We start from the raw sequence: 26590 nt of genomic DNA on the forward strand, positions 1-26590 counted from the left end.
GCTGGCGGCAGGCGCCGGAGCAGCGGCAGGGGCGGCACCTTCGACTTTCAGTTTCAGGATCAGGTCGCCGGTACCGACTTCCTGGTCCAGTTTGACTTCGATGCTCTCGACAACGCCTGCGGCCGGAGAAGGGATCTCCATGCTGGCCTTGTCGGATTCCAGGGTAATCAGCGACTGATCGGCCTGGATGCTGTCACCGACCTTGACCATCAGTTCGATGATCTTGGCCTTGCCCGACGAACCGATGTCCGGCACGTGGATGTCCTGAACGCTGGCGCTGGCTGCCGGAGCAGGCGCAGCGGCTGCGGGGGCGGCTTCAGCCGGCTTTTCGGCGGCGGCCGGGGCCGCAGCAGGTTCGGCAGCAGGTGCCGGGGCCGCAGCTGCTTCGCCTTCCACTTCCAGTTCGAACAGCTCGTCGCCTTCTTTCAGGCGGTCGCCCAGCTTGACCTTCATGGTCTTGATGACGCCAGCCTTGGGAGCAGGGATTTCCATGCTCGCCTTGTCCGACTCAAGCGTCAGAATGCTCTGGTCGGCCTCGATGCGATCACCGACCTTGACCATCAATTCAATGACTTCGCCTTCACCGTTGCCGATGTCGGGTACACGAATTAACTCACTCACTATGTCTCTCCTTAGGAGAACCTGTTCACTCACGAATACGCTGGTTCAGTTACAACGAAACAGCGTTGGATGCTCATTTACGGCAAGTAAATTCCGCATCCTCGGCTGTTCACGCTCTGATCAGCGCTCTTGAAGCAGACTCTTAGCAGTCCAGTGGATTGCGTTTTTCAGGATCGATGCCGAACTTGGCGATGGCTTCAGCCACGACCTTGGGTTCGATATCGCCACGATCAGCCAAGGCTTCCAGGGCCGCCAGCACCACGAAGTGACGATCGACTTCAAAGAAGTGACGCAGCTTCTTGCGGCTGTCGCTACGGCCGAAACCGTCGGTGCCCAGGACTTTGTATTCCTTGGTTGGAACCCACTGACGAATCTGATCAGCGAACAGCTTCATGTAATCCGTCGATGCGATGACCGGACCTTTGCGGCCGTTGAGGCACTCCTCGACATAGCTCAGCTGCGGCTTCTGGCCAGGGTGCAGGCGGTTGTTGCGCTCTGCAGCCAGACCGTCGCGACGCAGCTCGTTGAAGCTGGTGACACTCCAGACGTCGGCGCCGATATTGAACTCGTCACGGAGAATCTTCGCCGCTTCGCGAACTTCACGCAGGATGGTGCCCGAGCCCAGCAACTGGACGTGGTGCGCCGCTTCCTTGGTGTCTTCTTCGAGCAGGTACATGCCCTTGACGATGCCTTCTTCCACACCGGCCGGCATGGCTGGCTGGGTGTAGGACTCGTTCATCACGGTCAGGTAGTAGAAAACGTCCTGCTGCTCTTCGAACATCCGGCGCATGCCGTCCTGGATGATCACTGCCAGTTCGTAACCGTAAGTCGGGTCGAAGGTGCGGCAGTTCGGGATGGTCGATGCCAGGATGTGGCTGTGACCGTCTTCGTGCTGCAGGCCTTCGCCGTTCAGCGTGGTACGGCCGGCGGTGCCACCGATCAGGAAGCCACGGGTGCGGCTGTCGCCAGCGGCCCATGCCAGGTCGCCGATGCGCTGGAAACCGAACATCGAGTAGAAGATGTAGAACGGAATCATCGGCTGGTTGTGGCTGGAGTACGAAGTACCGGCAGCGATGAAGGAGGACATGGCGCCCGCTTCGTTGATGCCTTCTTCGAGGATCTGGCCTTTCTTGTCTTCGCGATAGAACATCACTTGTTCTTTATCGACTGGCTCGTAGAGCTGGCCGACCGACGAGTAGATGCCCAGCTGGCGGAACATGCCTTCCATACCGAAGGTACGCGCTTCGTCCGGGATGATCGGCACGATGCGCTGACCGACCTCCTTGTCCTTGACCAACTGCGCCAGGATGCGCACGAAAGCCATGGTGGTGGAAATTTCACGGTCGCCCGAACCGTCAAGGATGGCCTTGAGGGTGTCGAGTGGCGGCGTCGGCAGGTTGAAGCTCTGCGCGCGACGCTGAGGCACGAAGCCACCCAGGGCAGCACGACGCTCGCTCAGGTAACGGGCTTCGGCGCTGCCTTCTTCCGGCTTGTAGAACGGCAGGGCTTCGAGTTCGGAGTCCTTGACCGGGATGTCGAAACGGTCACGGAAGTGACGCAGGCTGTCGACATCGACCTTCTTGGTGTTGTGCGCAGTGTTTTTTGCTTCGCCTGCGCCGGTGCCATAACCCTTGATAGTCTTGGCCAGAACCACGGTCGGTTGACCCTTGTGGTTGACGGCTTCGTGGTAGGCCGCATAAACCTTGTACGGGTCGTGGCCGCCACGGTTGAGTTTCCAGATCTCGTCGTCGGACAGATCGGCAACCATCGCCTTGAGTTCAGGCGAGTTGAAGAAGTGCTCGCGGACGAACGCGCCGTCCTTGGCCTTGTAGTTCTGGTATTCGCCGTCGATGACTTCGTCCATGCGACGTTGCAGGATACCGTCGACGTCCTTGGCCAGCAGTGGGTCCCAGAAACGGCCCCAGATGACTTTGGTGACGTTCCATTGGGCGCCGCGGAACACGCCTTCGAGTTCCTGGATGATCTTGGCGTTGCCGCGAACCGGGCCGTCGAGGCGCTGCAGGTTGCAGTTGACGACGAAGATCAGGTTGTCGAGCTTCTCGCGACCGGCCAGGGCGATGGCGCCCAGCGATTCCGGCTCGTCGGTCTCGCCGTCACCCAGGAAGCACCAGACTTTCTGCTTGCCTTCCGGAATGTAACCGCGGTGCTCCAGGTACTTCATGAAGCGCGCCTGGTAGATCGCCTGGATCGGGCCAAGGCCCATCGATACAGTCGGGAACTGCCAGAAATCCTTCATCAGCCACGGGTGTGGATAAGAGGACAGGCCATTGCCGTCGACTTCCTGACGGAAGTTGTTCATCTGGTCTTCGGTAATGCGGCCTTCGAGGAACGCACGGGCATAGACGCCTGGCGATGCGTGACCCTGGAAGTAGATCAGGTCGCCGCCGTGTTCGTCGGTCGGGGCCTGGAAGAAATAGTTGAAGCCGATGTCGTACAGCGTGGCGCTGGAGGCGAAGCTGGAGATGTGGCCGCCCAGATCCGGGTCGTTCAGGTTGGTTTTGACGACCATGGCCAATGCGTTCCAGCGCACCAGCGAGCGAATGCGGCGTTCCATGAACAGGTCGCCAGGCATGCGTGCTTCGTGGGTGACAGGAATGGTGTTGCGATATGGCGTGGTGATGGCGTACGGCAGCTGCGAACCACTACGGGTGGCCAGCTCGCCCAAACGGGTCATCAGGTAGTGAGCGCGGTCTTCGCCTTCTTTGTCGAGAACCGATTCCAGGGCGTCCAGCCATTCCTGGGTTTCGACGGGATCGAGGTCTTGCATGGCTTGCTCCAGGGCGGAAAGGCTTCCAGAATCGGTTGCCTGAGTTTGCGACTGGCCTTGTGGGCAGACGACATAAATTCTTGGATTACCGGAGGGTGGGATCCGGCGGCGTGTAGTTTTACTACAAATCGACGACGATTTCAGCCCTCCGAGTATCGGACCCAGTAGTAAAACTACAGAGAAGCGTCTTAAACGCTCCTGTTGTCGTGTAGCTTAAAACGTTACTGTTGATCGCTATTGAATATCTTGCAGGGAAAAAGCGGATTTTTATGCTTCTAATTTGATTTTTCCAGCAATTTATAACCTTTGTTCGACAAGCGGTGCTGGCAGACGCGTCTCGCCATAACGACGGACGGGCGTCTGCACGCCGATCAAGGATAGACCATGAGCCTGCCTTTACTGGCCGAATTTCCGGCCATTCTGCTGCCATCGATTACCCGCGCTCGCCAGATGTTTCAGGCCGCGCTCACTGTCCTGTCCGAGGACGCGCAGGCCTCATTCAAGGCCTGGCCCGAGGCGCGGCAGGCAGCATTCGACCGGGTCTGCGCTGCCAGTGATTTTGTAACCGAACAAGTCTGCCGTGATCCGCAGATGCTCCTGCAGCTGGCCGATTCGGGCGAGCTGGAGCGTAGCTTCTCTGCCGGCCAATTGCGCGGGCAGATTGCCGACGCGCTGTCGAGCGCTGCCAGCGATGATGAATTGGGGCGTAATCTACGTCGACAGCGCGCACGCCAGCAAGTACGGATTATCTGGCGCGACCTGACCCGTCAGGCAAACCTGATCGAAACCTGCCGTGACCTGTCGGACATGGCCGATGCGTCGATCGATCTGGCTTACCGGTGGTTGTACCCCCGGCACTGCCAGCAGTTCGGCACCCCGACCGGTCGTCATTCCGGGCAGCCGCAGCACATGGTCATTCTGGGCATGGGCAAGCTCGGTGCGGTCGAACTGAACCTGTCCTCGGACATTGACCTGATCTTCGGCTACCCCGAGGGCGGCGAGACCGTCGGCACCAAGCGTGCGCTGGACAATCAGGAGTTCTTTATTCGTCTGGGCCAGCGGCTGATCAAGGCGCTCGACCCGGTGACCGTCGACGGTTTCGTATTCCGGGTCGACATGCGTCTGCGCCCCTACGGTTCGTCCGGCGCCCTGGTGCTCAGCTTCAATGCGCTGGAACAGTATTACCAGGACCAGGGCCGGGATTGGGAACGTTACGCGATGATCAAGGCGCGCGTGGTCGGGGGCGATCAGGCTGCCGGTGCCGAATTGCTGGCGATGCTGCGTCCGTTCGTGTACCGCCGCTATCTGGATTTCTCGGCCATTGAAGCGCTGCGCACCATGAAGCAGCTCATTCAGCAGGAAGTGAAGCGCAAGGGCATGGCGGAAAACATCAAGCTGGGCGCCGGCGGTATTCGTGAGGTGGAGTTCATCGCCCAGGCCTTTCAACTGATTCACGGCGGCCGCGACCTGAGTCTGCAGCAGCGGCCGTTGTTCAAGGTGCTGAAAACTCTTGAGGGGCAGGGCTATCTGCCCTCGGCGGTGACCGAAGAGCTGCGCGAGGGCTACGAGTTTCTGCGTTATACCGAGCACGCCATTCAGGCGATTGCCGACCGTCAGACGCAGATGCTCCCGGACAACGAACAGGATCAGGCGCGCGTTGCGCTGATCATGGGCTTCGCTGACTGGGCTGCCTTTCACGAACGACTGATGCACTGGCGTGGCCGTGTGGCCTGGCACTTCCGCCAGGTCATTGCGGACCCCGACGCCGACCCGGATGATGAGCAGGAAGAAGATGGTGAAGTGGTGGTGGGAGGCGAATGGCTGCCGTTATGGGAAGAGTCCCAGGACGAAGAGGCCGCAGGTCGCCAACTGTTGCAGGCCGGCTTTGTTGACGCCGAGAAGGCGCTGAAAAATCTGGCAAGCCTGCGCAGCAGCCCCAACCTGCGTTCGATGCAGCGTCTGAGCCGTGAGCGGCTGGACGCGTTCATCCCCCGTCTGCTGGCTCAGGCGGTGGAACATGAGAAGCCCGACCTGGTACTCGAGCGCGTGCTGCCCCTGGTAGAAGCGGTCGCCCGGCGCTCGGCGTACCTGGTGCTGCTCACGGAAAACCCCGACGCGCTGCGACAGCTGCTGACCCTGTGTGCCGCGAGCCCGTGGATTGCCGAGCAGATCGCGCGTTTCCCGTTGTTGCTCGATGAGTTGCTCAATGAGGGACGCCTGTTCAATCCGCCGCTGGCCCCGGAACTGAAGGCCGAGCTGCGCGAGCGGCTGATTCGTATCCCCGAGGACGACCTTGAGCAGCAGATGGAAGCCTTACGGCATTTCAAGCTGGCGCACAGTCTGCGCGTTGCGGCCTCCGAGATATCCGGCAGCCTGCCGTTGATGAAAGTCAGTGATTACCTGACCTGGCTGGCCGAGGCGATTCTCGATCAGGTGCTCGCGCTGGCCTGGCGCTACAGCGTGGCCCGGCACGGTACGCCTTTACGTCCGGACGGCACGTTGTGCGATCCGGGTTTCGTGATCGTCGGCTACGGCAAGGTCGGCGGCATCGAGCTGGGGCATGGCTCCGATCTGGATCTGGTGTTCATTCATGATGGCGATCTGGAGGCCGAGACCGACGGTGCCAAACCGATCGACACCGCGCAGTTCTTCACTCGGCTGGGGCAGCGGGTGATCCATTTGCTGACCACGCAAACCAACTCCGGTCAGCTGTATGACGTCGACATGCGCCTGCGGCCTTCGGGGGCATCCGGCCTGCTGGTCAGCTCTGTGGGGGCTTTCGCCCGTTATCAGGCCAATGAAGCCTGGACCTGGGAGCATCAGGCGCTGGTTCGTGCGCGGGTCATGGCCGGCAGCCGGGATGTGGGCGAGCAATTCGAGAAAGTCCGTGCCGATGTGCTGGGGCGCGAACGCGATCTGGACAAGCTGCGCGCCGAAGTCAGCGAAATGCGCGCCAAGATGCGTGACAACCTCGGTACCCGCGTGACAGCGGCCGGCAGGGCGGCCAATGCCTTCGAGGCGGCGGTGCCATTCGACCTCAAGCAGGACGCCGGAGGTATCGTCGATATCGAATTTATGGTGCAATACGCCGCCTTGGCGTGGTCCAGAGAGCATCCCGCGCTGCTGCAATACACCGACAACATCCGGATTCTCGAAGGGCTTGAAGAAGCCGGACTGCTACCGGATACGGATGCCGGCCTGTTGCGCGAAGCCTATAAGGCGTATCGCTCGGCGGCACATCGCCAGGCCTTGCAGAAGCAGGCGGGCGTGGTCAGCGGCGATCAGTTTCACGCCCAGCGGCGTGAGGTGATGCGGATCTGGACGCAGATGGGGTTGAGCTGAGCCTCACGGCACGCCACATTCCACTGCAACACTCTATAAAGCTATGACAGGGAGGCGACAGGTTGTGTGGGAATGTCACGCAGTCTGATCGGCCTCCCTGATCGTTTCTGGTCGTTTTTGGATAGAACATGAAAATTCTGATCGTTGGGCCTAGCTGGGTCGGTGACATGGTGATGGCACAAACGCTGTTCCAGTGTCTGAAACAGCGTCATCCCGAGTGCGAAATCGACGTGCTGGCCCCTGAATGGAGCCGTCCGATACTGGAGCGCATGCCGGAGGTTCGCGCTGCGCTGAGTTTTCCGCTGGGGCACGGTGCCCTGGAACTGGCGACCCGTCGCCGGATCGGCAAGTCTCTGGCCGGCCAATACGATCAGGCTATCCTGCTGCCCAATTCGCTGAAATCCGCACTGGTGCCGTTTTTCGCCGGCATTCCGAAACGTACCGGCTGGCGCGGCGAGTTTCGCTACGGCCTGCTCAACGACGTGCGGACCCTCGACAAGCAGCGCTACCCGCTGATGATCGAACGTTTCATGGCCCTGGCCTTCGACAAGGGCACCGAGTTGCCGCGTCCTTACCCGCGGCCGAGCCTGCGTATCGACCCGACCACGCGTGATGCCGCACTGAGCAAATTCGGTCTGACCCTGGATCGCCCGGTATTGGCGCTATGCCCCGGCGCGGAGTTCGGTGAGTCCAAGCGCTGGCCCGCCGAGCATTACGCACAGGTCGCCGACGCGAGCATTCGCGAAGGCTGGCAGGTCTGGCTGTTCGGCTCGAAAAAAGATCACCCGGTCGGTGAGAGCATTCGTCAGGAGCTGATTCCCGGCCTGCGCGAGGAGTCCGTCAACCTCAGTGGCGAGACCTCGCTGGCCGAAGCCATTGACCTGCTGTCGTGCGCCGATGCCGTGGTGTCCAACGATTCCGGCCTGATGCACGTGGCCGCAGCGCTGAACCGTCCGCTGGTGGCTGTCTACGGTTCGACCTCGCCGGGCTTCACGCCGCCGCTGGCCGACGCAGTCGAGGTGGTGCGTCTGGGCATCGAGTGCAGCCCGTGCTTTGAGCGCACCTGCCGTTTCGGCCATTACAACTGCATGCGTCTGCTTGAGCCGGACGCCGTGACTCAGGCGCTGAGCCGCCTGAGTAGCACGCCGGTGGAGGTTGCCTGATTTTGCGGGTACTGCTGATCAAGACGTCTTCACTGGGTGATGTGATTCATGCCTTGCCCGCGCTGACCGATGCGGCGCGTGCGCTGCCCGGCATTCGCTTCGACTGGGTGGTCGAGGAGGGCTTCGCGGAGATTCCCGCCTGGCATCCGGCGGTCGACAGGGTGATCCCGGTGGCGATTCGCCGCTGGCGCAAGCACCTCTGGCAAACCTTCAGGTCCGGGGAATGGCGGCGCTTCAAACAGCAGGTGCGCGAACAGCGCTATGATCTGGTGATCGATGCGCAGGGCCTGTTCAAAAGTGCCTGGCTGACACGCTATGTCGATGCACCGGTGGCCGGTCTGGACCGCGATTCGGCACGCGAGCCGGTCGCCAGTCGCTTTTATGATCGCGCTTTTCCAGTGGCACGCGGGCAACATGCGGTCGAACGGTTGCGCCAGTTGTTCGCTCAGGCACTGGGTTATTCACAGCCGTCCGGCATGGGCGATTACGGTCTCAAGCCCCTGGCGACTCTGGATGACAATTTGCAGGCCCCGTTCGTGCTGTTCCTGCATGGCACGACCTGGGACACCAAGCACTGGCCTGAGCTGTACTGGCGACAGCTGGCCGAATTGATGGCAGCACGCGGCCTGCAAGTGCAGTTGCCGTGGGGCAACCCGGCAGAGAAGGCCCGCGCCGAGCGCATTGCCGAGGGGCTGAGCAGTGCTCACGTGCTGCCAAAGCTCAATCTGGCAGGCGTTGCGCGGGTGCTGGCCAGCGCGCAGGCGTGCGTCGCGGTAGACACCGGCATCGGGCACCTGGCCGCTGCACTGGATGTGCCGACCATTTCCCTGTTCGGCCCGACCAATCCGGGCCTGACCGGGGCCTACGGCAAGTCGCAGGTGCATCTGGCCAGCGACTACCCGGGCTGCACGCCGTGCCTGCAAAAGAAATGCACGTACCAACCGACCGCCGACGATCAGCGCCGGTTCGACCTTAAGCGCGAGTGGCCGATGTGCTTCACTCGCTTGAATCCCGAGCGAGTAGCGAGCCAATTGGGCGCGCTGTTGCTGGCAAAGGAACCTGGCTGATGCAACTGGCTTTTGTACTCTACAAATACTTCCCGTTCGGCGGCTTGCAACGCGACTTCATGCGCATCGCGCTGGAGTGCCAGCAGCGCGGCCATCAGATCCGTGTGTATACCCTGATCTGGGAAGGCGATGTGCCACCCGGTTTCGAGGTGCTGGTGGCGCCGGTCAAGGCGTTCTTCAATCATCGGCGCAACGAAAAGCTCAGCGCCTGGATGGAAGCGGACCTGGCCAAACGCCCGGTGGACCGCCTGATCGGTTTCAACAAGATGCCCGGTCTGGATGTGTATTACGCCGCCGACGGCTGCTTCGAGGACAAGGCGCAGAACCTGCGCAGCCCGCTGTATCGCAAGTGGGGCCGTTATCGCCACTTTGCTGACTACGAGCGCGCGGTGTTCGCCAAGGACTCGAAAACTCAGGTGTTGATGATTTCCGAAGTGCAGCAGCCGCTGTTCATCAAGCATTACGACACCCCGCCGTCGCGCTTCCATTTGCTGCCGCCGGGGATTTCCCAGGATCGCCGCGCGCCGCCGGATGCCCCTGACATTCGTGCAGGCTTTCGCAAGGAATTCGGCCTGGCCGACGATGACCTGCTATTGGTGCAGATCGGCTCCGGTTTCAAGACCAAGGGCGTGGATCGCAGCCTGAAGGCACTCGCGGCTCTGCCCGCCGAGCTCAAGAAACGCACGCGGCTGTTTGTAATCGGTCAGGACGACCCCAAAGTATTCCAATTGCAGAGCGCGGCGCTCGGCCTGGGTGATCAGGTGACCTTCATGAAAGGGCGCAGCGACATTCCGCGTTTTCTGCTGGGCGCCGACCTGCTGATTCATCCGGCCTACAACGAAAACACCGGGACCGTGCTGCTCGAAGCGCTGGTTGCCGGTTTGCCGGTCCTGGTCAGCGCGGTCTGTGGTTACGCTCACTATATAGCCGAGGCAGATTGCGGGCGGGTGCTGGACGAGCCGTTCGAGCAGGCGCAGCTCAATCGCTACCTGTCGGACATGCTTGAGGACGATGCCGCACGCAGCGCGTGGTCGCGCAATGGCCTGACCTTTGCCGACACGGCGGACCTTTACAGCATGCCGCAACACGCTGCGGATGTGATTCTGGCGGAGCACTATTGATGAAGCTGTTCCTTGCTGAGCCGTTCAAGAGCCTGTGGGCGGGGCGCGATGCGTTCGTCGAGGTCGAAGGCCTGAGCGGCGAGGTCTACCGTGAACTGGAAGGGCGCCGCACGCTGCGCACCGAGGTCGACGGGCGCGGTTACTTCGTCAAGATCCACCGCGGCATTGGCTGGGGCGAGATCGCCAAGAACCTGGCAACCGCCAAGCTGCCGGTACTTGGCGCGGGCAAGGAGTGGGACGCCATCGAGCGTCTGCATGAAGTCGGCGTCCCGACCATGACGGCCGTGGCCTATGGTGAACGTGGCAGCAACCCCGCCGCGCAGCACTCGTTCATCGTCACCGAAGAACTGGCACCGACCACCAGCCTCGAAGATGTCAGCCTCAACTGGCGCAACGAGCCGCCTGAGTCGCGTCTGAAGAGAGCCTTCATTACCGAAGTCGCCCGCATGGTCGGCATGATGCACCGCGCAGGCGTCAATCATCGCGACTGCTACATCTGCCATTTTCTGTTGCACACCGACAAGCCGGTGACCGCTGACGATTTCAAACTGTCGGTCATCGACCTGCACCGTGCCCAGACCCGCCGTGCGATCACGCCGCGCTGGCGTAACAAGGACCTGGCCGCGCTGTACTTTTCGGCGCTGGACATTGGCCTGACCCGCCGCGACAAACTGCGTTTTCTCCAGGGCTATTTCCAGAAGCCGTTGCGCGAAATCCTGCTCAAGGAAGCGGCATTGCTGACCTGGCTGGATAAAAAAGCCGACAAGTTGTATCAGCGCAAAGTGCGCTACGGAGATGCACTCTGATGGCGGGCTGGAAGCTCGAGCCCGAGTACGCTTTCCTGGAGCCGGAATTCGGTAGCCTGGACGCCGTGTTTGCCCTGCAGGGCCAGCAGTTGACCCGCGACCCGCTGTCCGACGTCATCCGCGTCGAGCGCGCCGGTGTCTACTACTACGTCAAGCGCTACGTGGGTGCGGGCAAGGGGCTGCGCCGCTATATGGGCAGGCCGAGGGTCAAGTCCGAATGGCAGAACCTCAAGCGCTTCGCCAAATGGGGCATTCCGACTGCAGAGGTGGTGGCCTGGGGGCTGGAGCGCAACGGCGCGGCGTATGATCGCGGCGCACTGATCACGCGTGGCTTGCCGAACACCGAAGACTTGTCGGCACTGGCGCAACGCAAGGATCCGCGACTGACCGACCGCCACTGGGTCGACGCGATCAGCCGCCAGCTGGCTACCTTCACCCGGATCATGCACGACAACCATTTCACACATAATGATTTGAAATGGCGCAACCTGTTGGTCGATAACGACGGCAAGCTGTTTTTCATCGATTGCCCCAACGGCGCATTCTGGTGGAGCTTCATGCTGCGCTATCGGATCACCAAGGATCTGGCCTGCCTGGACAAGGTCGCCAAGTATCACTTGTCGGCCACCCAGCGCCTGCGCTTCTACCTGCAATACCGCCAGCGAACGCGTTTGAACGCCTCCGACAAAAAACGTATCCGACATATCGTCAGCTTTTTCGAGGGCCGTGAATGAGCGTTTTTATTGCCAGTGCCGACCAGCCTTTACTGGCGCGTCACAACCTGGCTGATTTTGAATCGCTTTGGAACATCAGACTCGATGCGGTCGATGAGCCCAATACCGGGCGCGGCGGCTGGAGCAGTGTGTTCCGCCTCGATCTGGACGGTCAGGGTTTTTACCTCAAGCGTCAGAGCAATTACCTGACTCACACGTTGCATCATCCGTTTGGCGAACCGTCGTTCTCGCGCGAGTTTCGTAACATCAGTCGCTATCGCAAGCTGGGGATTCCGGCACTGCAAGCGGTGTTCTATGGCGAGCGCAAGGTCGACGGCGAGCGCCGGGCGATCCTGATGACGCGTGCGCTGGACGGCTGGACCGATCTCGACGAACTGTTGCAGCAGTGGAACCAGATGGAGGCCGCTCAGCGTCTGGCAATACTGCACGCCTGCGGGCAGCTGGCGCGCACGCTGCACGGCGCCGGACAGGTGCATGGCTGCTTCTATCCCAAGCATATTTTTCTTCAGGCAGCCGGTACGGGGTATCAGGCGCAATTGATCGACCTGGAAAAAACCCGCCCGGTGATCTTCGGCAAGCGTGACCTTGCCCGCGACCTCGAACCGCTGCTGCGCCGCGCGCCGATGTGGAATGAGGCGGATCGGCGCGAGCTGCTGGCGGCTTATCTGCAAGCTACGCCGAACAGCCTGCTGGTTGACGCCTGGAGTGCGCGTCTGGGCAAGCGCGGCGCTCACAAACGAGACATTCAACACCGCGATGATAAAGAGACCCGTTGATGCGTTTGTCTGAACTCAAGACCGCTGGACGTACCCCCGAGTTGCCGATGAGCCTGACGCTGGCCGATGCTGCCGGACCGGCTGAACTGCAATTGCTGACCCTGCTGCGCGTATTGCCGGGGCAGCGCTATGTCGGGGCCGGTGTCTGGCGAGGCCGAACGGTGCTGGCAAAATTGCTGGTGGGCGACAAGGCGGCCCGACACTTTCAGCGTGAGCTGGCCGGGGTACGGCTGCTTGCCGAACAGGACCTGACCACACCACTGCTGCTGGCCGACGGTTTGCAGGACGGCGAGGGTGGCTGGCTGTTGTTCGAGTTTCTGGAACAGGCACCGAGCCTGGGCGATGCCTGGAACGCTGTTCAGCACCTGCCACCGCTGGCAGACGAGCAGCAAGCGGTGCTCGGCGACGCGCTGTCGGCCATTGCCCGGCAGCACGCTAAAGGCCTGTGGCAGGAAGACCTGCACCTGGACAACCTGCTGCGCCACAACGGGCAGCTGTATTTGATCGATGGCGCCGGGATTCGTGCTGAACAGGCTGGCACGCCGTTGTCCCGGCAAAAAGTGCTGGAAAACCTCGGTGTGTTCTTTGCCCAGTTGCCCAGGTCTTTCGAACCTTTCATCGAAGAGCTGCTGGTGCATTACCTGTTGAGCAATGCCGAGCATGGTTTGCCGATGGAAGCGCTGCAAAAGCAGATCGACAAAGTGCGCAGCTGGCGGCTCAAGGACTTCATGAGCAAGACCGTGCGCGACTGCAGTCTGTTCAGTGTCGAGGACAGCGCTTCGGTGTTCCGCGCCATTCGCCGCGAGGAAGAGCCTGCGATGCTGCCGGTGCTGAGTCAGGCGGATGCCTTGCTCGACAAGGGTCATCTGTACAAGACCGGTGGCGCGGCGAGTGTTGGGCGGGTTGAGGTCAATGGTCGTCAACTGGTCATCAAACGCTACAACATCAAGAATTTCAGCCACTGGCTCAAGCGCTTCTGGCGCCCCAGCCGAGCCTGGCATTCATGGCGCGAAGGCAACCGGTTGATGTTCCTTGGCATTGCCACACCCAAACCGCTGGCAGTGCAGGAAAAGCGCTTTCTCGGCTTACGCAGCAAGGCCTGGCTGGTGACCGAGTTCATCGATGGGCCGGACATCATCGAACGCTTCGCTCCCTATGTGGAAAGTGGTGATGCACCAGAGGTCGAACTGTTGGCGCTGGACCGGCTTTTCGCGCAGCTTATCCAGGCGCGTATCAGCCATGGCGATTTCAAGGGGCATAACCTGTTCTGGCACATCGATCGCTGGGCGATGATCGACCTTGACGCCATGCAGCAGCACAGCTCGCAATCGTCATTCGCCGCGGCCTACGCCCGAGACCGGGCTCGCTTCATGCGCAACTGGCCGACGCAGAGCGCGCTGCACCAGGTGCTGGAACAGCGCTTGCCGAAGCTTGTGACAGACTGAGCCCAGCTGACTCTCGTGCCAGCGCAGAGCGCTCACCGGTAGGTGCAGATTATCGTGCCAATGCTCCGCGTTGGCATGCAGTTCCGGACGCTCCGCGTCCTCTGTGTGACGCGGAGCATCGGCATCCTCAGGTGATGCGTGTGAGGTTCATTGCTTCGAGTGCTGCCACCAGTGCATCAATGTCGTCGAAGGGTTTGAGGTGGATGCGCGGCCAGCGCAGACGTTCGATGTACAGTTTGCCTTCGGCATTGCGCAGTACCGGTGTGTGGTGAATCCAGGTGTCGCGGGCGCGATGGACGATGGTTTGCAGATTGCCTTCACCCTCCTGTATCAGAAACATTCCAGGCCTGGAAAGGCGTTTCTCGATGCTTGGCAGCCTGACCGGCTGTGAGCGCAGTACCTCCATCTCCACCCGATAATCAGCTTTGATGTAGACCTTTTCATCCGCTATGCCACCCGAGACGAGCTCCCCCGGATCCAGCGTTATTCCCCTCGAATGCCCCGGAGCCACATCGACGACCCGCAGGCCGATCCCGCCTTCCAGTTCGGCAATGCCAGGCACGACGCCCTGATAGGTATTGGAGTGGCTGTTGCCCACCAGCGCGATCCATTTGTGCGAGCCCATCACGTCCTGATGCCTGCGGATCGTGCGCGAGGCAAAGTAATTCATCATTTGCTGGCGGGTAATGGACTCTTGATAGGCGATGCCTTTGAGGTGGTAACTGCTTGCGCAATCGATGGCGCGAATCTCCAGACCTTGCTGCCGTGCCCTGATGATCAGCCGTTCGAAGGTGTAGATCCCGGCCGGATCGGTGTGATACCCGCGGTCCAGGGTTTTCAGGTCATGCAGCAAGGTTTTACTCATCTGCCCCGTTTCAAGGAAATGATCCAGATCCGCCTGATGCAGATCGCTCAGCAGGTGCTCCATGTACAGCGTTTTGACGTTCTGCTGCGACAGCAGCGGCAGGTTGTCGATGATCAGCTTTTTGCTGGCGAGCGAAGAGTGTGACTCGCCGATAACCAGGCCTTCGGTATGGCGATACAGGGTTTCAAGCAGTCCGGCAGTGCTTGTCTGCGCTTCGATCGCCGGTAACGTCGGGCGAGGCGGCAGTTGAGCCGCGCTGATCCGGGCGGCGTCCTGTCGTAGCGTCGTGCGCCGCAGGTCGAATGTATTGCGCACAGTGTCGAGTTCGATGTCTTCAAAAAAATACTCCATATCAAGGCCCTTCTTTTCGAAGTTCGCCAGGCTATGCAGCGTTGTTCTGGTCTCCATCGGCATTTCGTAGGTGGCATCGGTCAGCGATTGCTGGATGGCGGTCATCGGCCTGTCAACGCTCCAGTCATCGGGCTCCACGCGTAGCCAGGTATCGTTTTCGTCCAGAACAAACCCGTAATCACCCGTCCAGCGCTCACCCCCGGCAATCGCGGCCGGGTCGCCCAGCTCGCGGATCAGCACGTCATCCAGCGCAGTGGCAGGCGGCAGCGGTTGGGCGGGCAGCGTCGGGTCGGCAAACGCTATGCTGAAGTCATAGTGAGTCGGCGTGTTTTCATGCAGCAGGTCCGCGCTTTGCCTGACGCGTGTCGGTCGTCCGGCGGGTATGTCCTGGACATGCACGCTGACGGCCCCTTGCATTTCAGCGATGCCGGGCACTTGATCGTGCGTCGTGGCAAGCTTCTGGTCGAGCAGTGCTACCCAACGTCTGGCAGAGGCCGGCTCGATGTCGTGGCTGATAACCTTGTGGCCGAAGAAATTGCTCATTTTCATGGCGGCTGCCGGGTCATCGGCAGCGCTCAGCACCGTATGGCCGAGAAACGGATAGCTGATCGACGAACTGAACGGGCGCACCTCGATCCCGTAACGGTGGGCTGCCTTGATCAGGTGGTAGTAATCGAATTCGGTGCTTGTGTTGTTCAGGGCGCCGCGATTGGTCTCTTGCAGGTAATACTTGAGTTCATGAGAGCCGGAGCGACTCTTTTTACCCAGTTGGCGATACCTGGCCAGCTTGCGAAGGTGTTTGTCGATCAGCAGGTGCTCGATGTACAGCACCTCGACACGCTGCTCTGCGAGCAAGGGCATGTTGAGCAGGAGCAGACGCTTGCTGGCCACCGACTTAGGGGCTTCGCTGAACACCAGCCCGTTAGTGTGACTGAAGATGTGCTTGATGAGTGTGTCGACGCTGCCGGGCAGTTCATAGGTGGGCAGGGGCGGCCTGGGTGGAGGCGTGAATCGGGCAAAAAAGGCTTGGGCGTCCTGATAGAGCTTTTCCCGGCGTGCCGCGAAGGTCTGGCGCACCTCGGTGAAATATGTTTCGAAATAGACTTCCAGGCCTGCGCCGGTCGGATCGAAGGCTTCCTTGCTGATGACGACATCCAGATGCGCGCGCATGCCGCCAGGCATCTGATAGTCGCTCAGGATATTCAGCGAGCTTGAGCTTGCGCTGGCGTCCTCAGGCAGCGGGCGATAAGTGCCCGGACCGTCCAGCCCGCCGCCGCCCAGGCGCTGCCGTTGGACGACTTGCCACAGGCCCTGGTCATTCAGGCGAACCGGCTGTTTGCCGAAGAAGGCGAACGGATTGGCCGGGTCGATGATCTGCCAGTACCGCCCGTGTGCGTCGTATTGAACCTCAAAGGCCCGGTCTGACAGCTGGATATAGTGTTTTCCATTGATCGCATGCACGCCCTTTGCGTGACCATCGGCGATACGTGGCACGTTATCCAGCGAAATGTCGACGGCCAGGTCGAGGCGCAAACCGGATGGTGCGCGCTGCGCTGCTGGGGGCAGGGGGAGAAGTGGCTGCCAGGCGCCACCGAGTTCGCGTGCAGCGAACTGACCGGTTGCCCGCGGGGGTGCCGAGGCGACAGGGGACGCTTGGAAAACCGCAGCATGCCCGTGGACGTTGGGCGTGCCGAGCAGCAATACCTGCTCTTGCAGCTCTACCGGGTACAGATCCTCGTAACGCGGCAGAGAAGGCTGGCGCTGGAACGAACGTAGCACCGGGGTCGAATGCTGACCGCTCTCAAGTTGATGCAACACACCGCCAAGTCCTTTCAGGCCCACCAGCAAATCGCTGCCTGCACCGAGGCCGTTGAGCAGTGCCGACAGCATGTAGCTCGTGGCGCGCTCCCGGTCGCCCGCGCTCAGCGCAACCAGTGCCTGCCCGCTGTCATGCAATGAAATCAGGCTGCCCACCGCAAAGCTTGCCGGCGGAAAGGGCAGGGTCAGGGCCGTGGCAATGATTTCGACACTGACCCAGATCAGCTTCGCCAGCATGTCGTTGCGACCCGTGGTGGTTTCTTCCACATCACGCAACCTGCGCTCCAGCGGCCGGTTGAAACAGGTATCGGCAACGTCTGAGATAAATGCCTTGGGGATGATCGGAGGCTTGTTGGCATTGCCCTTCTGCATGTCCCGCAGGAAGAACGACAGGGTCCGGCGTGCCTTGATGCGGCAGCGATCCTTGTAGTAATCGATCATCCCTTCGCTATCCAGCGAGCTCACGAAGTCGCTGAACAGGCGGAATTCGATACCGTCAGGTGCCTGCGGCGTATAAAGCAGCGCGGCGTGTCGGATCTGCGTCGGCAAAATGACCAGGCAGCCCTGAACGGTTTCGATGTGGGTCAGCAGCGGGCCGGGGATAACCAGTTGATCGACATCGGTCAGGCCCGAGGCGATCAGCGGTTTATCCACATGTATTTGCAGGGGATAGAGCGGGTATCGCTCGCGTGAAGCCGAGTCGCTCAGGTGCGCGTTATCCAGTGATTGCTTGAGCCAGACATACTGCGTGGGCTCGATATGACCTTTCAGAAGGCTGCGCAATGCAGCGGCCTTCACCTGCAGTTGGGTGATCATCACGCTGCATTGGCGGCGGTAGGCGTAGCCATCGTTTTCGCTGTTCAGCAGGGTGTTTCTGATCAGCGCAATGTACTCGTCGGCCAGCCACTGGCCACGCACCGAGCCTGCGACCGCCGCAGGTGACAGTGCGCTCAGGTCGATACCCGGCGGGCCGCTGAACGTGGCGTCGGTGGCTGCCGACGTGCGCAAGGGGTCGATGCTGTCGTTGTAGCCGTTGAGCAGCATGTCGGTGTAGGTCAGCGTTTCGCGCTCGCTGTTGATCACGATCAGGTCAGGGTCTACCGTACCTGCAGGGACGCCCAGCAGTTTGCCGATCTGCTGGCTGGCACGCTGGTGTACGTAATCCTGGAACGACTGAACCCTGGTGTGCGGCTGGGCCTGATAGTTGCCGAGCGCGCCATCGATGGCGTGTTCAAGGGCCAGTAATTCCCGGCGCTGGGCACGGCTGGCGCGCAGGTACCAGTCCGGGGTATGGCGGGCCTGCTCTGAGAGCAATACGCGGGTCTGCTCGTCGGTAAAACTGCGCAGTGCCGTCTCGCAGTCGGGGTGATCGATGAATTGCAGAAAGTCCTTTGCGGGCTGGGGTTTTTCGCTGAGGGCCGTCAGTTGCGCGGCCAGTTCCGGGCGCGCTGCGACCGCTACCTGATCGAGCTGCCAGGCCATCATTGCGGGCGATGCGGTCCAGCCGACCACCTCATGCAACAGCTGGGTGTCGGTGTCGAAGGCCTTGAAATACTGCTGCCCGGGTGCCTCGCTGGCGAACATGATCAGCCGTTGCGTCTGGCCTTGGGCATCCTGCTTGCGGAACATCAGTAATCTGGCCATCACGTTACGGTCGTTCAGTTTGATCTGCTGCACGCGCACCGTGGGATCAGGCGCACTCGCCGCCGTGCTGGTCAGCGCTGCAACAATGGCAAAATCATCGGGCTGGATATGCCCCTGCATCTTCGCCGCCCAGCCGAGCGTGGTCATTCGGACCCGCGCCAGTGCGCGCAGCATCCGTTGGTTGTGTTCCTGCTGACAGGCCTCGCGCTGGAAATTGCCAAACACCGCGCGCAGGTCGAGTTCATCAATCACCCCGGCAAGGTAGGCCGGGCTCAATGTCGAGTACGCAGCGTCCAGCGGCTGGCCATCGAGGGTAATAACCGTCTGGTCGAGGAAGTCCGAGCCTGCTGTCTCGTCGCCCGGATGCAGGCCATAGAGCGCCAGTTCGGTCAGTGGCAGCGTCACGTGGTAGGTCTCGCTCGTCGCTGGCAGCGTGCGACGGGTGTCGATGATCAAGGCCCGAGGGTCCAGATCATGGCCCAGGTCATTGGCCAGGCGCGCGCGCAACTGCATTTCGGCAAACCGCTCCGGCGACGCTGCGCTGCCCAGCACACTCAGCATTGCGGCATGCGCCGCGTCGTAGCGTTGCAGGTGCCGGGCATAGGTCTGCAGGTCAGCCTCGCTGGCGATCTTCATCCATTCGGGCAAGTTGCGCTGGTACTGACGTTGTCTGTTGGTCAGTTCCCGCAGCTCGAGCATGGCAGCGGGGCCTAGCAGGCCTGGCATGTCAATGGCCTGCTGGATTTGCGACTGACGCGTGAGCCGATCCGCCGTGCCGTGCTGTTCGCAGGCATAACGGATGTCGTTGCGTTGTTTGTTCAGCAGCCTGTCGAACGCGTGAAGGAACGGTGCCGTGGTAACGGGCTGCAATTGCACATCGGCAGCCGTGAACGGTTCCAGGTACAGGTCGGCGTCCTGAGCTATCTCGGCCAGCCGGTCCTGATGCTGTCGTTCCGCGCTGCTGAACAGCGCATCGCGCAGTGTTGGCGTGTTGAGCCACTGCGCAAGGGTTTTGGCCATCATGGGCGGCGTGGCAAAAGCGGTGATACCGAGCCCTGGCAGCATCAATAGTGTGCGCCCCTGACCTTGAGAAATCACCAGCACGCCGGCCATTTCAATCTGTTCGTCATCGTGCAGCTGCACCCACACGGTCGAACAGGCGAGTGCCGGGCCTTGCGCCTGCTCGGGCGCCTCGGGCAGGCAGGCCAGGTAGCCACTGTCGAAATCGCGCTCGTGAATCCTGACGTGGACTTCGTCATACACAGCCCTTTGCAGGGCTGGCAAGAGGCGATCACGGCGGCTTTCACCGGTTTCGCCCGGGGCCGTCCAGTAGTCGTCGATCTGCTGCAACAGGCTGACGATCTCCGGTTCGCGTTCGGACACGTCATCGTTGTCGAGGGCGCTCAGCAAGGCCTCGCCGGCCCTGGGCAGCGCGTCCAGTTCCCTGGCCAGAAGGGTGCGCAGTCCGTCGAGCCTTTTCAGCGCTGCGGACGCTTCAGGCCAGGTATCGCCGGGCGTCGTCGGTACAGGGCTCGGCGTTGAAAGGTTGAAATCCAGAGAGGGTGGTGTTTGTGTCATGACAGGCTTTCCATTGCGCAATGCGCTGAGGTTTGATCGGCGGCCTTGGGGGCTGCGACTAAAGGCCTCAATTAATCAGATGCAACGGGCAGCAACGCCGTAGATAAATATGCAGCATGGCGAAAGAGACGTTTCGTACACCGTCTGGCGGGCCGCCTTCAGTGACATTTCAGCGCGTCGAGCCAATCGTTGGTCATTACGCTATAATCCCGCCCTTTAGCTGCCCTCAGCCCGCTGTGCGGGGGCACACCTTTTCTCGGGCGCCCTGCGCCTGCATGCAGACTAAAGAGGCTAGACACTAGTGGCATTGACGATCCTTGGCCTGTCCGGCGCCCTTAGCCATGATCCTTCCGCAGCGCTTTACATCGACGGCAAGCTGATAGCAGCGGCCGAAGAAGAGCGCTTCGTTCGTGACAAGCACGCAAAGAACCGCATGCCCTACGAGTCGGCGAAGTTCTGTCTGGAACAGGCAGGCATCAAGCCTTCGGATGTCGACGTGGTCGCGATTCCGTTCGCCCCGATCAGCCTGTTCGGCAAGGCCCGCTGGCACTACGCCAAGCGTTACTGGTACGCGCCGGATCGCGCCCTCGATGCGCTGCTGATGGGTAATCGCCGTTACAAGCGCTATCGCAACAAGATTGTCTGGTGCCTCGAGCAACTGGGCTTCGATCCGAAAAAGATCAAGATCGAGCCGGTCGAGCACCATCTGGCCCATGCTTCCAGTGCCTACCATTGTTCCGGTTTCACCGAGAAAACCGCGATCATGGGCATCGACGGCAAGGGCGAGTACGCCACGACCTTCTTCGGCTACGGTGAAAACGGCAAGATCCACAAGATCAAGGAATTCTTCGATCCGGACTCGCTGGGCGGCCTGTACGGCGCGATTACCGAGTTCCTCGGTTTCGAGATGCTCGACGGCGAATTCAAGGTCATGGGCATGGCACCGTACGGCGATGCCAGCAAGTATGATTTTTCGCGTCTGGCGACCTTCGAGAATGGCGAGCTGGTCATCAATACCGAGCTGGCCAACGTCATCGGCCTGCGTCGCTACAAAGAGAACGGCAAGGGCTTCTACTTCTCGCCGAAGCTGATCGAATGGCTCGGCCCGAAACGCGTGGGTGACGTGGCCGACGAACCTTACATTCACTACGCCGCGAGCATGCAGGCACTGTTCGAAAAGCTCGCGTTGCAGATGATGGATCACTACCTGGGTGACATCCTCAAGGAGACCGGCAAGATCGCTTTCGCCGGTGGCTGTGCGCTGAACGTCAAACTCAACCAGCGCATCATTGCCCGTCCTGAAGTCAAGGAACTGTTCGTGCAGCCTGCGTCCGGCGATGCCGGTACGGCGGTCGGTGCCGCGGCTTATGTGTCCCACGCTCGCGGTGTGCCGGTCGAGAAGATGGAACACGTCTACCTTGGCCCGGCGTACAGCAACGAAGACGTGATCGCAGCCTGTGCCCGTCACCCGAGCAAGCCGGTCTGGCGTCAGATCGACAATACGCCACAGCGGATTGCCGAAATCATGGTCAAGGGCAACCCGGTTGCCTGGTTCCAGGGACGCATGGAGTTCGGTCCGCGTGCGCTGGGTGGTCGCTCGATCATCGGTTGCCCGAGCGTTACCGGGGTAGCCGACCGTATCAACCATCAGATCAAGTTCCGCGAGCGCTGGAGGCCTTTCTGCCCGTCGATGCTCGACACCGTCGCGCCGCAGATGATCAAGATCGATCACCCGGCACCGTTCATGACCTTCACCTTCGAAGTGGCGGAAGAGTGGAAAACCCGTGTTCCGGAAGTTGTCCATGAAGACGGCACTTCCCGTGCCCAGGTGCTCAAGCGCGAATACAACCCGCGCTACTACGACATGATGAAGGCGCTGGAAGAACTGACCGGCAATGGCGTTTCCCTGAACACCTCGCTCAACCGCCGTGGCGAACCGATGATCTGCTCGCCGACCGATGCGCTGAACATGTTCTTCGGCTCGGACCTCGAGTACCTGATCATGGAAGACATCCTGGTGGTAAAAGAGGGCGTCGAGGCTTATGACACGCTCGGTTGAACGTCACGTACTGCAGTTCTGTCACGGCTATGACGGGCCGTTTCTGGACTGCGCGCGGCAATACGCCAGCCTGTTCGCCGGCAAGGGCTATCGGGTGACGACGGTGTTTCTGACCGGTGCCGCCGATCCGGATGTCGTCGCTGACTGCGGTTCGGACGAAGTGCTGTTCATGGAATACAGCTCCAGCGCCATTCGTGGCCTGAAGCTGGGCGCCATTCGGGACCTGCGCAAGATTGCCGCGACGCGCTCGTTCAGCTTTTGCATCGCGCACCGCTTCAAGCCGGTGTACATCGCACTGTTGGCGACGAAGTTGCCGGTGATCGGTGTGCATCATGCGTTCGGCGATTACCACCGGCGCAGTCGCAAGCTGTTCGCCAACCTGTTTCGCAAGCGCCTGAGCCTGCTCGGTGTTTCCGATGCGGTCCGCGACGACATGCGCAGCAGCCTCCCCAAGTGGCCGGCCGAGCGCATTCAGACGTTGTACAACCGGATCGATGTCGAGCAACTGCAGGGCAGTCAGTTTTCCGCTGAAGATGCCCGCGCAGAGCTGGGTCTGTCGGCATCGGCCTGGATTGTCGCCAATGTCGGTCGCCTGCATCCCGACAAGGATCAGGCCACGCTGTTGCGCGGTTTTGCCGAGGCGCTGCCCGATCTTCCCGAGAACAGCCAACTGGTGATTCTCGGCAAGGGTCGCCTGGAAGAAAGCCTCAAGGCCCTGGCGCTGGAGCTGGGCATCGGCCCGCAGGTGCTTTTCCTCGGCCAAGTGCCTGATGCGCGCCGCTACTTCAAGGCATTCGACGTATTCGCCCTGAGCTCGGACCACGAACCGTTCGGCATGGTCCTGCTGGAAGCGATGGTGGCCGGTGTCCCGCTGGTTGCAACCTCATGCGGCGGTGCCAGGGAAGTGGTCGAAGACGTCGGCCTGCTGTTCCCGCTGGGTGATGTACATAGCCTGGCAAACGGCCTGGTGCATATGGCCGGCCTCGACGCCGAACAACGTCAGGACTGTGCCGAGCGCATGCTGTTGCGCTTGCGCGAGCGGTTTTCCGACCATGCTGTGCGTAATGTTTTCTGGCGTCTGCCACAAGTCTCCAGCCTGACAGCGGGGGCCTGATGCTCAATCGATTCAAAGGCTGGCGCGAGCGTGGCTGGGTGCAGATCGATGCGGCTGCCTACGAGCAGGCCTGGCAGCGGTTTGGCGGAAGCGTCGCCACTCATCCGTTGGTGGTTGCGCGCCTGTCGGCCTTTTCCGGCATCGCTGTGCGTTATCTGGCCTGGGAGCAGGGCGGTGAAGTAAAGGCCGCGATCGCCACTTGGGATCGCTCGCTGGCGCTGTCCAAGGACGAACTCAAGCGCCATGGCAAAAAAGGGCTGTTCGACCTGGGGAATGCCGAGCTGATTCTGCCGGTGGCCGATGATATCCAGGTGCCGGTCCGCCATCGGGCCCGTTATGTGTCTTCGCTCAACGAAGGCCGCATCAGTACCTTCAAGCCACAGGCCGAATCCCTGGCGATGGCGCGCACGCCTGAAGAGCTGTCCAAGAAATTTCGTTACAACCAGCGTCGTGAGCTTCGCCTGCTCGAAGAAGCTGGCGGTACGGTAAGGCCTGTCAGCGAGTTCAGCAGCACCGAACTGGCGAGTATGTACTGCGATCTGTTTCAGCGTCGCTGGGGCTTCGAAGCGACCGGTGCCCGGCACAAGGCCGAGGTCATCGAGCTGTTGCGCGAACTGCTGATCGGTTCGGTGGTGTTTCTCAACGATGCGCCGATTGCCATTCAACTGGTGTATCGCGTCGAAGCGCCGCAGTGGGTCAGCATCGAGTACGTCAACGGCGGTGTCGATCCCGAAACCCGGGACTTCAGCCCGGGCAGCGTGCTGAGCTTCGTCAATACTCAGTCCGCCTGGGAGAACGCCCGCGCACTGGGCAAATCACTGCGTTTTTCCTTCGGTCGTGCCGACCGTGAGTACAAGGACCGATGGTGCAACCCCGTTCCGGTGTTCCAGATTTGAGTCGCAAGCAGCAACTACTCAAACGCCATCGCCGTAACAAGCGGCTGGCGTTGCTGGGTGGTCTGTTCCTGTTGATTGCGGTCGGCGTGCTGGTGGCCTGGTGGCTGGCGCCGCTGCTGGCTGTGTGTGCCTGGGTCGCTCATGAGGCCTGGTTTGCCGATCATCTGTTCTATTCGCCGTCTGACGACTATCAGTACACCTTTGCTGCCGACAGCGAAGTGCCGGGCGTCCGCCTGGACGGCGGCACGTTGCTGATCGACCCCGCCGTGCAACTGAATGGCGACGAGACGCTGGTACTGGCGCTGACGGTCAAAAGCACCTGGCTCGGACGTTTTCTCGATCCGGTGGTCGAGTTGCAAGGTCAGGGCCTGAGCGACCGGCAGGCGTTCGAGCGCGGCGTCAGTGGTGTGCGTTATCTGAACCTGACCGGGCTGGGCGAGCCGCTGGCCGCAGGTGTGCTGAAACTGCGCGGGCGTTGCTGCCGTCTGGCCGGTACGCCGCGGCTCTGGCTGTTTCGCCAGCCGGATGCGCGAAAACAGCGTGTCATGGTCATCGCACCGCACGCCGATGATGCCGAACTGGCCGCGTTCGGACTGTACAGCCAGGCCGAGGAGGCGTGGATCATCACGCTGACCGCCGGTGAGATCGAGGCCGAGCATTATCGGCAGATGGGCATGGAGCGCGCCGAAGCTGCGCGCATGAAGGGCCGCTTGCGGGCCTGGGACAGTATCGCCGTGGCGCGCTGGGGCGGGGTGCCCGAGTCGCAGTGTGTGCAATTGGGCTATTTCTGCCTGCAACTTCCCGCCATGCAGGCTGCGCCGGATATGCCGATTGGCTCGCGGGAGGCGGATCTGACCGATACCCGCCTGTTCCGTCAATTCAATACCCTGCCACTGCCCGGCGACGACGGCCAGCCGACCTGGAACAACCTGCTCGCCGACCTGCGCGCGCTGATTCTCAAGGCCCGGCCGCAGGTTGTGGTGATGCCGCATCCTGCCATCGACCCCCATCCCGATCACATCTGCGCCCAGGCTGCGGTGCGTGAAGCCCTGCTCGGGCTCGAATGGCAGCCGGACGTAGTGCTCGGTTATGCCAATCACCTGCACGACAACGACCGTTGGCCGATGGGCGATGCCTACAGCGGCATCAGCCTGCCACCGGTATTCGATGCCGCGCTGCCGCTGGTGCCGTACAGCCTGCAATTGTCGGTCGCCGCGCAACGCGACAAGGCCATGGCGTTGGGCATGATGCATGACCTGCTGCCGCCGATGCCGTTCAAGCGCCGTGTGCGCCGTGCGCTGCAGCGCGTTCTGGCCGGTCGCCACTGGCCGGCCGAGGGCGAAAACGAATTCTTCCGCAAGGCGGTGCGACGACACGAGTTGTTCTGGTGCAGCCGTGATCTCTGATTCAGCAGGCGCAGTACTGCAAGGAAAACCATGAAAGTTCTACTGCTGGTCCAGAAAGAGCAGCGTGCGATTCTGGACCGTCTCTATGACGGCATCGCCGCACACTGTGAATGCGAAGTGCGCTGGCTGAGCTCTGCGGAGCAACGCAACCTGCGTGGCTATTTCCGCCGTGAGGTGGACGTCAGCCGCTATGACCGGATCGTGTTTTTCCTGCGTTTCAAGCAGGAAGTGCGTCAGGTCGGGTTTATCCGCACGATCCCCAATCTGGTCATCCTCGAACACGATGCCTACCAGAACTACATTCCGTGCAAATACACCGGCAAGTTCAGCGCGCACTACCGCAAGCTGCCCTGGGCGCGGGTGATCTGTTCGGGGTTCATGGTCAGCGAGCGTCTGCGTCAGGAAGGCTTCGATGCGGTGTTCGTGCCCAAGGGCTATGACCAGAGCCTGCTGCAGTTGCAGGCACGCGAGCGTGACATTGAGCTGGCCTTCGTGGGCAGCACCAACAGTGTCGCTTACAGCGGCCGCAAGGCGTTGCTGGACGAATTGGGCCAGGTCGAGAATCTGCTCGTCACGCGGACCAAGTCCGGCGAAGAATATTGCGACACCCTGAACCGCATCCGTTTTTTCGTCAGTGCCGACGTGGGCATGGGCGAATACATGATCAAGAACTTCGAGGCGATGGCATGCGGCTGTGTGCTGCTTGCCTTCGATCAGGGCGCTGAAGAAAACCGCGCGCTGGGCTTTGTCGACATGCACAACATCGTGCTCTATCGCGACATTCCCGAACTTCGCGAAAAGCTGGCGAAATTGCGCGATAACGTCACACTGGCCAGTGAAATATCCCGTAATGGGCAGACTTTGGTCGAGGAACGCTTTACATTCCATGCCCTTGGAAAAGCCATCGTGGACGCCATGCGTGCGCCACTGCGCAGCATGCCGGCGGCGAATTGGGTCGACCGCCTGCGGTCACGATTGGGATGGTAGGGAATTATG

Annotated in this window: 16 protein-coding genes; 13 read left to right on the top strand and 3 right to left on the bottom strand. The window is 61.1% G+C overall.

The window, feature by feature from the left end; translation table 11 throughout:
- A partial coding sequence (locus tag AO388_RS16085; protein WP_330219498.1) for a biotin/lipoyl-containing protein occupies positions 1 to 621 on the bottom strand: 621 nt, incomplete at its 3' end.
- 142 nt (positions 622 to 763) lie between these two features.
- On the bottom strand, positions 764 to 3409 hold the full coding sequence (gene aceE, locus AO388_RS16090) for a pyruvate dehydrogenase (acetyl-transferring), homodimeric type (RefSeq protein ID WP_003431997.1): 2646 nt from the start codon (positions 3407 to 3409) through the stop codon (positions 764 to 766).
- A gap of 384 nt (positions 3410 to 3793) precedes the next feature.
- On the opposite strand from aceE, the gene glnE reads away from it, so the two are divergent.
- The 8 genes from glnE (at position 3794) to AO388_RS16130 (ending at position 13863) form a co-directional block, all read left to right on the top strand.
- On the top strand, positions 3794 to 6751 hold the full coding sequence (gene glnE / locus AO388_RS16095) for a bifunctional [glutamate--ammonia ligase]-adenylyl-L-tyrosine phosphorylase/[glutamate--ammonia-ligase] adenylyltransferase (protein WP_058416736.1): 2958 nt from the start codon (positions 3794 to 3796) through the stop codon (positions 6749 to 6751).
- Between the two features lie 128 nt (positions 6752 to 6879).
- Positions 6880 to 7914 (top strand): lipopolysaccharide heptosyltransferase II, encoded by a 1035-nt coding sequence (gene waaF, locus AO388_RS16100; RefSeq protein ID WP_003366215.1) that lies wholly within the window; start codon positions 6880 to 6882, stop codon positions 7912 to 7914.
- Between the two features lie 2 nt (positions 7915 to 7916).
- Positions 7917 to 8981 (top strand): lipopolysaccharide heptosyltransferase I, encoded by a 1065-nt coding sequence (gene waaC / locus AO388_RS16105; RefSeq protein ID WP_003366216.1) that lies wholly within the window; start codon positions 7917 to 7919, stop codon positions 8979 to 8981.
- Positions 8981 to 10102 (top strand): glycosyltransferase family 4 protein, encoded by a 1122-nt coding sequence (locus tag AO388_RS16110; protein WP_003366217.1) that lies wholly within the window; start codon positions 8981 to 8983, stop codon positions 10100 to 10102. The genes waaC and AO388_RS16110 overlap by 1 nt, the downstream gene beginning before the upstream one ends.
- Positions 10102 to 10908: a lipopolysaccharide core heptose(I) kinase RfaP gene (rfaP, locus tag AO388_RS16115; protein ID WP_003366218.1), complete on the top strand. Its 807-nt coding sequence runs from the start codon at positions 10102 to 10104 to the stop codon at positions 10906 to 10908. Before AO388_RS16110 ends, rfaP begins: the two co-directional genes overlap by 1 nt.
- Positions 10908 to 11642 carry a lipopolysaccharide kinase InaA family protein gene (locus AO388_RS16120; protein WP_058416737.1) on the top strand — a complete coding sequence of 245 codons (735 nt, stop codon included), beginning with the start codon at positions 10908 to 10910 and terminating at the stop codon, positions 11640 to 11642. The genes rfaP and AO388_RS16120 overlap by 1 nt, the downstream gene beginning before the upstream one ends.
- Positions 11639 to 12418 (top strand): lipopolysaccharide kinase InaA family protein, encoded by a 780-nt coding sequence (locus AO388_RS16125; RefSeq protein WP_003366220.1) that lies wholly within the window; start codon positions 11639 to 11641, stop codon positions 12416 to 12418. The genes AO388_RS16120 and AO388_RS16125 overlap by 4 nt, the downstream gene beginning before the upstream one ends.
- The gene (locus tag AO388_RS16130) at positions 12418 to 13863 is read left to right on the top strand and encodes a lipopolysaccharide kinase InaA family protein (protein WP_058416738.1); all 1446 of its coding nucleotides are present in this window, start codon (positions 12418 to 12420) and stop codon (positions 13861 to 13863) included. The genes AO388_RS16125 and AO388_RS16130 overlap by 1 nt, the downstream gene beginning before the upstream one ends.
- A gap of 127 nt (positions 13864 to 13990) precedes the next feature.
- Here AO388_RS16130 and AO388_RS16135 read toward each other — a convergent pair whose 3' ends face one another.
- Positions 13991 to 20119 (bottom strand): membrane-targeted effector domain-containing toxin, encoded by a 6129-nt coding sequence (locus AO388_RS16135; RefSeq protein WP_058416739.1) that lies wholly within the window; start codon positions 20117 to 20119, stop codon positions 13991 to 13993.
- 301 nt (positions 20120 to 20420) lie between these two features.
- On the opposite strand from AO388_RS16135, the gene AO388_RS16140 reads away from it, so the two are divergent.
- From AO388_RS16140 to AO388_RS16160, 5 genes are read left to right on the top strand one after another with little or no spacing between them, the layout of a single operon-like run.
- A complete protein-coding gene (locus AO388_RS16140) occupies positions 20421 to 22178 on the top strand; it encodes a carbamoyltransferase family protein (RefSeq protein ID WP_058416740.1) in 1758 nt (585 codons plus the stop codon).
- The gene (locus tag AO388_RS16145; protein ID WP_003366226.1) at positions 22162 to 23292 is read left to right on the top strand and encodes a glycosyltransferase; all 1131 of its coding nucleotides are present in this window, start codon (positions 22162 to 22164) and stop codon (positions 23290 to 23292) included. Before AO388_RS16140 ends, AO388_RS16145 begins: the two co-directional genes overlap by 17 nt.
- Positions 23292 to 24188, top strand: a complete 897-nt coding sequence (locus tag AO388_RS16150; RefSeq protein WP_024663062.1) for an antimicrobial resistance protein Mig-14 — start codon at positions 23292 to 23294, stop codon at positions 24186 to 24188. The genes AO388_RS16145 and AO388_RS16150 overlap by 1 nt, the downstream gene beginning before the upstream one ends.
- The gene (locus AO388_RS16155; protein WP_058397731.1) at positions 24185 to 25594 is read left to right on the top strand and encodes a PIG-L family deacetylase; all 1410 of its coding nucleotides are present in this window, start codon (positions 24185 to 24187) and stop codon (positions 25592 to 25594) included. The genes AO388_RS16150 and AO388_RS16155 overlap by 4 nt, the downstream gene beginning before the upstream one ends.
- 30 nt (positions 25595 to 25624) lie before the next feature.
- Positions 25625 to 26581 (top strand): glycosyltransferase family protein, encoded by a 957-nt coding sequence (locus tag AO388_RS16160; protein WP_058416741.1) that lies wholly within the window; start codon positions 25625 to 25627, stop codon positions 26579 to 26581.
- The last annotated feature ends 9 nt before the right edge of the window (positions 26582 to 26590 follow it).

This window comes from Pseudomonas sp. ICMP 10191 (assembly GCF_001467335.1).
GTDB lineage: Bacteria > Pseudomonadota > Gammaproteobacteria > Pseudomonadales > Pseudomonadaceae > Aquipseudomonas > Aquipseudomonas cerasi.